Below are 13,247 nucleotides of genomic sequence, written 5' to 3'. Positions count from 1 at the left end.
GGTCAGAGCGTCGCGCACAGGTCTCGCGCAGCACGGCGAGAGCGGTTCGAGTGCCGGTGGGCCGCAGCAAAGATTCGTCCCGCGGGGCGCTGAGGCATTTGCTGCCGAAATGACTGCCGCCGCGGCGCGCATCGGGTCCGGCAGCGCCGGCGATGTGATTGAGGCCGAAGCGCGCTTGCGGTTCGATGCGATACCGATGCGGCGAGCGCGGTGCTGATCAACGGCGCTGCTGACATGATGCCGTTCGGTGTCGCGGTTCAGACGGTCTCGTATCGGCTGCAGTTGCCTGTTTTGATGACTGCTGGTGATGAGCTGTGTGACGCGACGGCTGATTTCATCAGCGCCAACGACATTGAGCATGTGCAGATCGTCGGCGGTGCCGGCGCTGTGTCGGCGGATGTGGCGTCTGCGCTGACGACGTTGGGCGTGGACACCGTGGACCGTGTGGAGGGCGATTCTGCTGCTGCGGTGTCAGTCGCTTTGGCTGGGCTGGCGAACGACGGCTGCGGCGACGACCTCGGTCTGGTGTCGGGCGACCGGGTGGCTTTGGTGCGCGGCAACCCGGACGGCGTGGTCGCTGCTCCGGTGCTGGCGTCGAGCTTGTCGAACGGCTATCTGGTGCCGCCGCTGGTGGTGGGCGACAGCCTGCCGGGCGTGGTGCGCGATTATCTGGCGGCGACGCCGCAGGACATCGCCGGGGCCAGGCTGAACTTGGGCATTGTGGCTGTGGGCGGCACTGCTGCGGTCACCGCGGCGACGATGGACGCGGCTGTCGCGGCGGCGTCGTCGGCGGATGCGCTGAGCGTGCGGATCGGCGCTGCGACGAACACCAACAACGACGCGGTGACCAACGCGGACGACCCGGTGCGGCCTGACACGGCCACCGAGATCTCCGCCTCTGACGGCAGCGAGGCCGGCCCGGTGTTCACGCTGTATTTCAGTGACAGCGTGGAGCCTGATGTGCCGCGGTTGCAGGACATCATCGAGATCAACGGCGTGCCGGCTGTGGTGCTGGCCGCGGCGACGAGCTCGACTGGGGGTGCGTGCGACAAGTCCAGGATCGATGTGACGCTGGGCCAGCATCTGCGTGCCGGCGATGTGATCTCGGTGGTCGCGTCGGACGCCAAGTTCGGCACCGGTACCGATCAGCGCACTGTCGCGCCTGCGTCGGCGACGGTGCAGGCCAAGGCGGCGGACCGCACGCGGCCTGCGATCTCGATCGTGGGCATCGCGGGCACGTCTGTGGACAACGCCGACCAAGAGTTCCACGTCAGTTTCTCCGACGACAGCGGCGCCATTGCGGGCACTGCGGTGCTGACCGGGGCTGAGGTTCGGGTCGTCGCTGGGTCCGGCGGCGCTGCGGTGCCGTCGCCGTCGGTGAGCCACACCGCGGGCGAGGCCACGGCGACTGTGGATCTGGGTCGTGCGCTGGTGCCCGGCGATCGGCTGATCATCTCGCCGGGCGCTGTTAGTGACGCTGACGGCAACGTGTCCGCGGGGACGTCGGGGTCGGCGTTCAGGGCGCAGGCGAGCCCGGTTGTGCGCACGGTGCTGATGAGCGATCTGAAGCACTCCGCGCATGCCGGCTGGACGGTCCCGGCCGCGGTCGTGGGCGGCGCTGCCACCGATCATGCGATCTCGATCAACGCGAAGGGCTCCGGTGATGCTGCGGGCGCTGCGGGCAACGGCTGGACGATGGTGTTCGACCGGGCCAGCACCTTCAGCGCCGCGAAGCCGCTGGACATCGACGTGCGCGTCGACACCAGAGGCCAGCGGGTCACGGTGCGGTTCAACAGCGGCCCCGCGACTGCCACTTTGGGCGATCTGCTCGCTGCGTTGAAAGCCAACGCCGAGTTCGACGCACGGTTCTCCGCGGGCTTCGCGAACTGCCAGACAGGCAGGGCCACCACCCCGTTGGGCCTGCTCGCGGCCCGCAACGCCTCGGTCGCTGCTGACGGCGCTGGCCGCACCCAGTTCGCGATCGAGGCGGGCTTCAACGCGTTCGTCAGCGAGGTCCGCAACACCAACCTGTTGACAGACGTGCTCGCAGCCACCGCGGTGCGCACCCGGGCGTCGGCGTCTGAGACGCTCGAAGCAGGGTTCACACGGCTCAACGTCGATGCTGCGGGCGGTTCGGGCACTGCCGCGGGCGGCGCTTTGACCATCGTCGATGACCTGTCGGCCGAGAGCCCGTCGTTGTCGGAGACGGTGACGGCTTCGACGCCGCCGACGCAGTCGGTGCGCTATGAGTTCGAGACCGCTCTGGTGCGGTTCGTGCCCCGCGCACGCGATCTCGTGGAGACCGCAGCAGGCAACGACGCGCAAAGCGCCATCACCGGTCCCCCGGCGTTCGCGGCAATCATCGCCGACGCAGGCGTCGCGACCGGCTACGCCGCTGACGCCCCAGCACCGGGCACCACCGACGTGGTCGACACAGCGCAGGACCGGGTCGATGAAGACCTCAATGGCGCGAGCCAGCGACGCATCACCATGTCCAGCAGCGTCAAGACACCCTGAGGGACTGACAGCACAACCGGCCTGAACCGGACAGACGGCACCGCCGCCCGAACGGCAAAAGGCCAACACGAAAGAGCCCCGGGGCACCCGCCCCGGGGCTCCTTCGCGTCCGCGCTTGGGCGTGTCGGCAGATGGAATGTGCCGTGAGGTGGGGCCGCTGTCAGCGGGCTACGCTGTGACTATGGCACGCACACGGTGTTCACCGGAGATCCAGTATCGGCACGGACAGGCTCCGCCGAATCCGCCGCCGCCTCCTGAAGCTGTGAGTTCTCCGCCTTGGGGTCCACAGTCCGAATCGCAGCCAGCGCCGTCGTCGCCACCATCCAGCAGTTCTGAATCCGACTGACGACAGCGCTTTCGTGTTCAGCTCGATAGCTGGGCTGTTGTCGCTCGGCATTGTCCTGATCCCCGGATATGTCTACAACCTGACACGACGACGCCAAGTGCCAATGGCGCGAGCGTCGCGGTTGATGGAGACCATGCAGGTCATTGTTGCCGCCTTCGCGTTCACGGCAGTTGCGCTGGCGATCTTTGGCGTGTTGCGGCAGGTTTCTTGGATCGGCGGTCACAGCCCGGACCCACGAGCCCTAATTCTCGAACCGCGTCATTACCTGCTTGCTGACGACACGCGGCTGTTGTGGGTGCTCGCGTGGGTCGGGTTGATAGCTCTGGCAGCTGGCCTGTTGGCTTGGCTTGCTGCGCATCGCCTGTGGCTACCGGACGGGGTGTTGAAGTGGGCTGCGCCAGTCGTCATCGACGCTTCAGCGTGGCATCGCGTGTTCCACGATCAAGTTCCAGAGAATGCGTCGGTGTACGTGCTGTGCGAATTGGAGGACGGACACCACGTCGGCGGCGAGCTGTCGTGGTACAGCACCGAGACAGAGGAATCCGCAGACCGAGACATCGTGCTGGCCCCACCCTTGTTTCGCATACCGGTCAGCAGTAGCGAGACCGACTACGGGTATTTGGACCAAGTGCAACGGTTAGTGGTCTCGGCACGGCAAATACGAACCCTGCACGTCATCTATGTCTCAGAATCGGAGCCTGCCGAATCCGGCAACTAGCCCTGACTATTCATGAGTCTGTGGGGCGGTGCGATATTTCAGTGATGATGTGGAGCCTGATTTGGCGAAGCTGCAGGACATCATCGAGATCAACGGCGTCCCGGCGGTGGTGTTGGCTGCGACGGCGAACCCTGGCCGGGTGTGCGACCAGCGCAGGATCGACGTGACGCTTGGTCAGCATCTGCGCAGCGGCGACACGATCTCGGTCGTGCGTCACGCGACTCATACATTCGGCACCGGCAGCGACAGGCGCACTGTTGAGCCGGCCTCGGCGACGGTGCAGGCTCCGCCTGCTGATCGCACGCGGCCCGCGGTGACGGTTCTTGCCATTGCGCCCGCGAACGCGGACGGCACAGCAGCAACCGGTGTGACCAACCAGGATGTCAACGGCTTCGCGGTGACCTTCAGCGACGCCGGCGGGTTCCCGGTGATGGCCGCAAACAGCAGCCTCGATGCTGATGACTTCACCTTCGTGCCGGCGGCGGGCGTGGGAACCACAACAACGAACGTCATCTCGGCGAACGGGGTCACTCACACGGCGACCACCGCGGAGTCCAACAAGCGCTTCGCGGCGACGGTGGAGATCGGCCGTCCTTTGGCGGTGGGTGACAGGCTTGTCGTCAAGCCGGGCGTGATCAGCGACACGGCCCGCCCGCTGGCCAACGGCAACGCGGGGACCTCGGGCACGGCGATCAGGCCGCAGGCGAGCCCGCGCATCACCTCGGTGCTGATGAGCAGCCTCAAGCACAGCGTGCAGAACTCGTGGCCGGTGCCCGACGGGCTCGTCGGCGGCGTCGCAACCGACGGTGCCGGGATCACGATCCGGGCCAAGGCCGACGGCGACGCTGCTGGGGCTGCGGGCAACGGCTGGACGATGGTGTTCGACCGGGTCAGCACTCACAGTGCAGCCAAGCCGCTGGACATCGACGTGCGCGTCGACACCAGGGGCCAGCGGGTGACGGTGCGGTTCGTGAACGGCCCCGCGACAGCCACGTTGGGCGACCTGCTCGCCGCTTTGGAGGCGAACGCCGACTTCGACGCGCGCTTCTCCGCGGGCTTCGCCGACTGCAGTGAGGCGGCGACCGCCGGGCCCAACGGCGGCCATGGGTCCGCGATTGCGCTGGGCCTGGTGACAGGCGAAACGCCTCCACGCGATGTCGTGGCTGCCTCCAACGGCACAGGCCGCACCCAGTTCGCGATCGAGGTCCGGTTCAACGGTTACGTCGACAGCGTCAGCCACGAGGCTCTGCTGGCCGACGTGCTGGCCAACGCAGCTCACCGTGCGGGCACCACCAACGACGCCAGCGGCATCCGTGCTGACGTCGATGGGGGCACCATCGCCGACGACGGCACCATCACCGCCGGCACTGCCGGTGGCGGCCTCGGCCTTTCCGCATCCGATCCGTCCGACGGTTTCGCTGCGCCGGCGAGGATCGTGCGTTATGAGGGCGAGACCGCCTTGGTGAAGAACCTGCCCAAGGCACGTGACCTGATCACCACTGACGCCGGGGCACGGCTCCAAGCCGACAACCCGGGCACCACTGCTGTGGAGACCAACTACCGGCCCGCGGTGCCGCCGGTCGCGAACGGTTTCGCTGCCGACGTCAACACCACAGCGGCCAACGCGAAAGTCGACCAAGGCCGCAACGGCGCTTCGCAGGTCCGCATCTCCCAAACCAGCAGCATCAAGGCCCGCAACTAGCGAGCCGGCTGCACAGACGGCCCGAACCGTCCGGCCAGCCCTGCTGGCCCAACAGCGAAGGCCGACAACGAAAGAGCCCCGGGGCACCCACCCCGGGGCTCCTTCGCGTCCGCGTTCCAACGAGCTTGTCGAAGGGTTCAGCGTCACCGCCATGGCCAGGAGGCGACCGGCGATTGCCTCAGACACCGTTCCCGGAGTGCGAGCACCATTTCACCCAGCTCGGCGACCCGCGATCGCGGCGTATATGTCTCGTACCGGACACCCACCATCGCAGGACATCGGAGGCGGCCGGCGGCCGACCCGAGAGCCGAATCGCCGCAGGCGACAAGGCAGCGCTGCTATCGCATGGCGCCGCAGTCGGCTGAGCAGCACCCGAGGGGGCAGTCAAGACGGTCGCGGCCGACCGCCATGAGCGCAGCGCGTGGGCACGTCGAGCCTGCATCGACGAGCCCACATCGACGTTCGCGGCACCAGATGCAAGGTGTGCGACACGGACTTCGGCGCGGCCTGCGGCGAGTTCGCCGACCCTCATGGAGCTCTCCTCAGACTCGCTTGCTGGTTTTCCTGATCTGTGAGTGTCCACCGGCAGGGGTGGAGTCCCTGCTCGCGCTGCGGGTCGCAGACCGAATCGGCCTCGACGCCGGGTGACTTGCAGGGATGTCGGGCGCAGGACTCGGCAGGCTGCCCTCAGCACGTCGCGTTCGCCTTGGAGAACCGCGTCGACAGCGACACCGCCGGGCCGGTCCGCGGCCTCCGAGTCGCGTGTCTCGCCCGACGTGTCATCCGCCCGATGCGACGCGACGAACACGCCCGACGAAGCGCTGACGCACTCGCCGCTCGCCAAGGGAGCGTCTGACAGGCCCCACGACCCGACGCGTCGGCGAGACCCCGGTTGCGCAGCTCGGCCGGCATCGTCGCCCACTGCTCGGCGCCCTCGCCGCCTGACGGGCCCAGCCACATGCCCAACACGTCGCGTTCGCCGGCAAGATCCACGCCGATAGCGACATACACGGGCCTGTTGGCGACCTGGGAGTCAAGGGCCTTGACGACGATCGCGTCGAACCCAGCACCGCATAGACCGGATCGAGCGGTGCGGTTCTGCCACGCCGCCATGTCAGAGACGATCCCCTCGGTGATCTCCGAGATCGTCTCCCGGCTCACCGAGGTGTCATAGATGGCGCTTCGCGTTTCCGCGTGGGGTAGTGCGGTGAGGGTCCCGGCTGGATAGGGAGGGATCCCCCAGAATCGGAGGTGCTTTGTTACCCCGATCCGGGAGGATCCCTGTGGCTGTTGACCTTACGCGTGCGTTGTTGCTGATCGTCGGTCTGGGTCCGGGCGTCGCGGTGCTCGATGTGCGGGGCCGCCGCGGCGGCCCGCTCGAGGTCGAGATAGCGCTGACGGACCGGCCGTGCTGTGGGGGCTGCGGCGCCAAGGTGCATCGTCACGGCGCCAGCGAGGTGCGCCTGGCGGATCTGCCGGCGTTCGGTCGGGCGGTGAAGCTGGTGTGGCGCAAGCAGCGCTGGCTGTGTCCGCATCAGGGCTGTGCGGTGCGCACGTTCACCGATCAGCAGCCCGCCATCGCGCCGCCCAGGGGGCGCATGACCAGCCGGGCTGCTCGCTGGGCGACTCGCGGGGCGGGTGCGGGACGCGCGATCAAAGAGATCGCTGCCGAGCTGGGGTGCAACTGGCATACCGCGATGGCTGCGGTGCAGCGTTGGGGCCGAGCGCTGCTCGAAGCCGATGACGGCCGCATTGACGGCGTGACCGCTTTGGGTCTCGACGAGATCTTGATGTTCCGACGCGGCCGGTACCGCGAGCAGCACTGGGGCACCACCATCGTGGACGCCGGCACAGGCAAGCTGCTCGACATAGTCGCTGGCAAGAGCGCCAAGGGCGCCACCAGATGGATCCAGGGACGCACGTCGAGATGGCGAGCCCGGGTGCGCTGGGCAGTCATGGACCTGTCAGGCCCGTACCGCAAGGCGTTCACCGACGCGCTGCCCAAAGCGATCCAGGTCGCCGACCCGTTCCATGTCGTCAAGCTCGCCAACAGCACCGTCGACCAGGTGCGCAGACGCGTCCAGAACGAGACCACCGGCGGACGCGGCACCAAAGACGACCCGCTGTATCGGATACGGCGGCTGCTGCTCAAGGCACACGAACGCGTCACCGAACGCGGCAACGCCAAGCTGCGCGGCCTGCTCGCAGCCGGCGACCCCCACGGCGAGGTCCGCGACGCCTGGCACGCCAAAGAGACCCTCCGCATGACCTACACGATCCCAGACCACGAGGTCGCCCTCGAAGCCATCGACGAGCTGTCCCGCGACCTGCGAGACGACACATTCTCACCGGAGCTGAACAAGCTCGGCCGCACGCTTCGCACCTGGCGGGAACAGATCACCAACTGGCACCGCTCACAGGTGACCAACGGGCCGACCGAAGCGGCGAACAACCTGGCGAAGCTGATCAAGCGAGTGTCGTTCGGCGTCACCAACTTCGACCACTACCGCATCCGAGTCCTGCTGTATGCAGGCAAACCCGACTGGACCCTGCTCGACACCCTCACCCCACGCTAAAGCGCGAAGAGCCTCATAGATCTCCTCGAGATGAGCCTGGATCTCCCCGGCCGTCAGCCCCTTCGCGTACAGACTGATCACATTGCCCGACAGCCCGTCCAGCCGGCGGAGTCGAGTCCGCAACGCAAGTCTGACGAATGGCGCTACGACACGGACTCCCGTGAGGATCAGGACTGACCATCGCCTGCGCGGCATCTGCCACTGCTACGACGCTGCTCGGCTCGATTTGAGCGAGGTCGGCATCGCCGTGATAGAAATTCCTTCCATCTCGCGCCGTGGCTGTGGAATAGTTCGGAGCCATGAGATACTGGTATCCCGCAAACCGGAGGGGGTCAGGTGACATCCAGAGCAAGCGTTTCCCGTCGCACCGCAACGGCCGAATTGGCTGGTGATCTCAGGCGCAGCTACCGCGAGGACTACGATCTGAGCGCCCTTGTCCGAGAAACGTGGCCTGTAGCTGGGGACCGAGCACAGAGGGTCGCTCGCCGTGTCGAAGGGAATCTCAGCATCGCCATTGCCCGATACAGAGAAGAGCACCCCGACTCGTCTCGTGCCCGGTGACGAACTAAGGTCCGCCGAGTCGCCCAACGGGGAGATCGAACCCGACGACGCTGGAGACGCCGAGATAGTCGATGGCGAACCGGTTGACGACGTTACTGAGGTAATCGAAGAACGTCACCGGATGAGTTTGGAATTCCGGGCTGGCCCGCTGCCCGACCCGGAGGCGTTCGCTGCCTACGAAGCCGCTTATCCGGGTGCTGCCGACCGAATCCTGTCGATGGCGGAAGCAGAATTCGCGCATCAGCACCAAATGGAAGACAGGCGCCGCGAGGCGGTTGAAGACATTCTTCTCGCTGTCATCAAGTGGGCACCGCTGATCGCCGGAGTCGTATTTGCTGGCATCATCGCTGTCGCGATTGTCGTGATTGTCCGTGGGGAAGCGTTGCTCGGTGTTGGCGTGGGATTCGCAGACTTGGTTATCGGCGCGCTGATGTACGAATCAGCGATGGGGACACGTCGCGCACGCAAGGATCGTCGTAGCGGCGACTAGCGCATGACCCCTAATCCACAGGCAGCCCATCTGCCAAGCTCGTCATCTCGTCGTTTGAGCCGGTTGCAGCGTGATCTGGAGCGCCGAGCGAAGCGGTTCGCCAGGCAGGGCCGGGAGCGTTCATCGACGGCTGACGCACGCGGGGCAGTCGCACCGCTCGAATTACGAGCTGTTGTGGATGAGGCCATGTATTCGCCCGTCGTCTGCGTCGAACTGCCGCCAGAGGCGATGCACATACCTGTCGTCGCGTGTGCCTCCCGGCCTTGAGTAGTACCGGTAGAGCGCATACGCGACGAGGTCGGCTGCCTGGAGTGCTCGTGTGGCACGGGAGTCAGCGAACAGCGGCACGTCGGCAAGGTTCCTGAGCCGGCCGAGCGAGCTGCTTGCGATGCGCCACTGATTCGTCCAGCTCTGCAGCGTGCCTTCGACACCGCTGCGGTCATGGATGATCGACCCGCGTTGCTGGTGGCCGCTGCGGCTCACGCGGCCTGCGAAGTCGTCGAGCTTCTTCGTCAGCAGTTCGCAGGCGCGGAGTTTGTGACCCTGCGGGTTTCGTTCTGTGACAGCCCCGATGAGCCGCCACGGCAAGGCGGGGCTGACGGGGGCATAGCCGGCCAGAGCGCCGTAGGCGCCCGCAAGAATCCGCTGCCGGTCGGGCCAGTCGAGCTTCGCCCACTGCTTGGTGCCATTGCGAAGCTCGGTGGCGTGCAATTCGAATTGAGTGTGGTCGTGTCCGAGCGGATGAAGCTTGCCGAACAGGAACGAGTCAAGACGCTGTTGCAGGTGCCATGGGTCCTCTTCGTGAACGATGATGCCCCCGACCGCCGGCACGGGGCTGCCGCCGTGGGTTCCGGATTCGTCGACGAAGCACAGGTACAACTGTCCCCCTGCGCGTCCGTGCCCCGCCGAAGCGCGGCACGTTCTGCGAGTCAGCAGAGGAGCAAGCTCACGGCACCGGATACGTCGGTCCTCTCCGCTGAGCAAACTCTACACGGCCCAATCACGACGCATCAACGCGGCCACACGCGTGACCGCTCTCGCGCTCGCACAGCCGAGATGGGTGTCGCAGCAACGCGTTGCTGCGTGGCGCCTGGGAGGCGTGATCGGCACGATCCGGAAGCTCCTTGAACGGCCGTTGAGAGCGCTGTCAGGACCCGAAAGGAGCCGAACAAGGAGAAACGTAGCCTTGACTACTCACACGAAGCGGCGTGGCAGGCGTTCCTTCGCAGCGATCCTGGCGGCGATGCTTATGGCATCGGTGCTTGCGGTAGTGGCGGGCTCGCCGGCTCAAGCCGCAAACACGGCCAGCGAAGTGAAGGTCGATCATGACGGCAACGCGGCCACGGCGATGGCCCGTGAGTTCGCCGGTCAGGATCGTTATGACACTGCGTTGCGCCTGGCGAAGAACTTCGCCGCCGAGAAGGGCGGCTTGGGTGCTGTGCCTGCGGCGTTTGTTGCTTCGGGCGACACGATGGTCGACACCGATTCGTCGTGGTGCGGCACCGACGCGGTGAGCGCGGTGCTGATCAACGGCAGTTCTGTTGCTTTGGCTTTCGGTGTGGCGGTGCAGACCACTGCGTACCGTTTGCAGTTGCCGTTGCTGATGACCGCGGCCGGCGAGTTGCCTGACGCGGCTGCTGAGTTCATCTCCGAGAACGATGTGGAGCTTGTGCAGATCGTCGGCGGCACCGATGCGGTGTCGGCTGATGTTGTTTCTGCGCTGACCACGCTGGGCGTCGATACCGTGAGCCGGGTCGAGGGCGATTCGGCTGCTGCTGTGTCGGTTGCGTTGGCGCAGTTGGCCAACAACGGCTGCGGCGACGACTTGGCGCCGGTTTCGACGGACCGTGTGGTGCTGGTGCGCGGCAACCCTGACGGTGTTGCTGCGGCGCCTGTGCTGGCGTCGAGCCTGACCGGCGGTGCTTTGGTGACGCCGTTGATCGTCGACGGCACGCTGCCGGCGTCGGTGCGCGATTATCTGGCGGCGACGCCGAAGGCGGTCGGCGGCATCAGTCTGAATCTGGGCATCGTCGCGGTGGGCGGCACGGCTGCGGTGAGCCAGTCGGTGATGGACGCCGCGGTCGAGGCGTCGTCGTCGTCGGGCGCGCTCACGGTGCAGATCGGCGCGGGCAACAACCCGACGACCGATGCACTCGAGGGCGACAACAACCGTGACGGGGTCACCGACGCGGACGACCCGGTGCGGCCCCAGACCGGCACCGCTGTGTTCGCGCTGTATTTCAGCGGCGACGTGACCAGCGGCAGTGACGCCGCCGACGGCGGCGGGCTCGCTGTGACGACGGCTCTGCGGGACATGATCGAGGTCAACGGCATTCCCGCCGTGGTGACCTCGGCGGTGACCGGCGTGACCGGCGGCGGCTGCGCGGACAATGTCGTGTATGTGGCGTTGGGGCAAGGGCTGTCGGCCGGGGACGTGATCTCGATCGCGTCCTCGACGCTCAAGCTGGGCACTGATGAGGATCAGCGCACCGTGGTGCCGGCCTCGACGACGGTGCAGGCAGCGCCGAAGGACACCGGCAGGCCTCAGGTTTCGATCATCGGCATCGCGTCGCCGAGGTCCGGCTCGTCGCCGGGCGCGGACGCGTTCACGCTGACGGTCACCGATCCGGGCGGGCTGGCCCCTGACACGCTGACCGCGGCGGGCTTCGCCTGCACGCGCGGCGCTGGCTCGACGAGCACTTCGTCGTCGAGCACCGTCGACCCGGTGTCGGCCTTCGGCACCGCCGCCATCCCTGCCGAGACGGGCGGTGAGCCCACCACGTCGTTCACGACGACGGTGTCGCTGACGAACCCGTTGGTGGCCGGGGACCGGCTGGTGCTCAAGTCCAGCAGGGTCAAGGACCGTGCGGGGAATCTGAGCTCGGCGAAGCCGGGGACCGCGATCGAGGCTGAGGCGAGCCCGAGGATCAGTTCGGTGCTGATGAGCGGGCTCAAGCACTCCGCGCTCAACTCGTGGACGCTGCCGGCGACGGCTGCCGACGCGACCACTGCCTCGGACGCGGCGAACGCGGTCACGATCACAGCGAAGGCCGCCGGCGACGCTGCGGGTGCTGCGGGCAACGCGTGGAGGGTCGTGTTCGACACGGCGAGCACCTACATGGCCTCCAAGCCGCTGGACATCGACGTGCGCGTCGACACCAAGGGCAAGCGGGCGACGGTGCGGTTCGTGAACGGCGCGGCCACCGTGCACGACTTGGTCGCGGCGCTGAGGGCCAACGAAGACTTCGACAGCCGTTTCGCTGTGGCGCTGCCGTGCTCTGGCACGACCAGGACGCCGCTGGCGGTCACCAACGCGAACAGGAACGTCTCGGCGGCGCCGACGAACGCGGGCCGCACCCAGTTCGCGATCGAGGTCAACTTCAACCGGTACATCTCGGCGGTTGACGCGGACGCGCACGATGCGCTGCTGAGGGACCTGCTGGCCGCAGCAGCGGCACGGGCGAAGGTGGACAACACCGACGCCGTCATCGGCGCCGACGCCTCCGGAGAGGCCGGCACCCCGGCCGCGGGCGGCCTGTCCATGGCCTCCACCGGTCAGACGGCTGTGACGGGTCCGACGAAGAAGGTGCGCTATGAGGGCGAGACCGCTGTGGCGGGCCTGCTGCCCATGGCACGCGATCTCGTCGACACCGCCGCCGGCCACGAAGGCCAGACCGCCGACACCACAGCGAACCCACCGGTCCCGGCGATCATCGAGACTCAGGCGGTTGCTCTGGGCTACGCGGCCGACGCCGCCCCGACATCGGGCACCCATGACCCGGTCGAGGAAGACAAGAACGCCAACAGCGAGAACCGCATCGCGGTGTCCAGCAGCGTCAAGGCCCACAACTAGCGAACCTGCTGCACACACGGCCCCAACCGGACAGACGGCACCGCCGCCCGACCGGCAAAAGCCAGACTGACAGGAGTCCTGGGGCACCCGCCCCGGGGCTCCCTCGCGTCACCGCTTCGGCGTGCCCGCAGATCGTCCAGTTTCTCGAGGGTCTCGTTCTCACGGGCATGCTCCGTGCTAGCCGTAGGGCCACGAGAAGCTGAACTCGCCTGTCTCGTTCTCACGGGCATGCTCCGTGCGCAAGCCTGCGGGGCCGGCCAGCCCAGTTGATCGGCAGTCTCATCGCCGGCCAGAGGGCAACCTCCGCAGACCCACACAACTCCGCCCGCCCGCATCCCACAAGAATCCGAAGGTCCGAGCACTTTCCGACGGGCCTACCGAACTCTCATGAATAGTCAGGGTTAGTGCAGCCATGTCGGCAATCGGGGCCATCCGCTGCGCGTCTGCCGGGTCCGCGGACCTGCTCGGTTGGGGACTGCGGCCC

8 protein-coding genes are annotated in these 13,247 nt (G+C 67.1%); 6 read left to right on the top strand and 2 right to left on the bottom strand.

The window, feature by feature from the left end:
* The first annotated feature begins 294 nt into the window (after positions 1–294).
* From ACOGJB_RS10090 to ACOGJB_RS10080, 3 genes are all read left to right on the top strand, one after another.
* Positions 295–2,517: a hypothetical protein gene (locus ACOGJB_RS10090; RefSeq protein WP_419837019.1), complete on the top strand. Its 2,223-nt coding sequence runs from the start codon at positions 295–297 to the stop codon at positions 2,515–2,517.
* Positions 2,518–2,876: 359 nt separating this feature from the next.
* On the top strand, positions 2,877–3,581 hold the full coding sequence (locus ACOGJB_RS10085) for a DUF6338 family protein (protein WP_419837018.1): 705 nt from the start codon (positions 2,877–2,879) through the stop codon (positions 3,579–3,581).
* 49 nt (positions 3,582–3,630) lie between these two features.
* A complete protein-coding gene (locus tag ACOGJB_RS10080; RefSeq protein WP_419837017.1) occupies positions 3,631–5,283 on the top strand; it encodes a hypothetical protein in 1,653 nt (550 codons plus the stop codon).
* A 687-nt stretch (positions 5,284–5,970) separates the two neighbouring features.
* On the opposite strand, the gene ACOGJB_RS10075 is transcribed toward ACOGJB_RS10080, so the two are convergent.
* The gene (locus ACOGJB_RS10075; protein ID WP_419840712.1) at positions 5,971–6,459 is read right to left on the bottom strand and encodes a transposase; all 489 of its coding nucleotides are present in this window, start codon (positions 6,457–6,459) and stop codon (positions 5,971–5,973) included.
* A 107-nt stretch (positions 6,460–6,566) separates the two neighbouring features.
* Here ACOGJB_RS10075 and ACOGJB_RS10070 point away from each other — a divergent pair, with 107 nt between their 5' ends.
* Both ACOGJB_RS10070 and ACOGJB_RS10065 read left to right on the top strand, forming a co-directional pair.
* Complete coding sequence (locus tag ACOGJB_RS10070; protein ID WP_419837016.1) at positions 6,567–7,859, top strand: ISL3 family transposase; 1,293 nt, start codon at positions 6,567–6,569, stop codon at positions 7,857–7,859.
* Positions 7,860–8,346: 487 nt separating this feature from the next.
* A complete protein-coding gene (locus ACOGJB_RS10065) occupies positions 8,347–8,910 on the top strand; it encodes a DUF2335 domain-containing protein (protein WP_419837015.1) in 564 nt (187 codons plus the stop codon).
* A 162-nt stretch (positions 8,911–9,072) separates the two neighbouring features.
* Here ACOGJB_RS10065 and ACOGJB_RS10060 read toward each other — a convergent pair whose 3' ends face one another.
* Complete coding sequence (locus ACOGJB_RS10060; protein ID WP_419837014.1) at positions 9,073–9,789, bottom strand: DUF3800 domain-containing protein; 717 nt, start codon at positions 9,787–9,789, stop codon at positions 9,073–9,075.
* A 307-nt stretch (positions 9,790–10,096) separates the two neighbouring features.
* Between ACOGJB_RS10060 and ACOGJB_RS10055 the strand changes: the two genes are divergently transcribed.
* The gene (locus ACOGJB_RS10055) at positions 10,097–12,763 is read left to right on the top strand and encodes a cell wall-binding repeat-containing protein (RefSeq protein ID WP_419837013.1); all 2,667 of its coding nucleotides are present in this window, start codon (positions 10,097–10,099) and stop codon (positions 12,761–12,763) included.
* Positions 12,764–13,247 lie beyond the last annotated feature (484 nt).

The organism is Candidatus Poriferisodalis sp., from assembly GCF_965208895.1.
Classification (GTDB): Bacteria; Actinomycetota; Acidimicrobiia; order Acidimicrobiales; family Poriferisodalaceae; genus Poriferisodalis.
Note: the sequence above shows the minus strand (reverse complement) of the source record. Positions and strands in the feature narration are given on the sequence as shown.

Excerpts from the sequence above, each read along its gene's own strand:
- ACOGJB_RS10090 (WP_419837019.1), top strand. The coding sequence starts at position 295 with ATGACTGCTGGTGATGAGCTGTGTGACGCGACGGCTGATTTCATCAGC.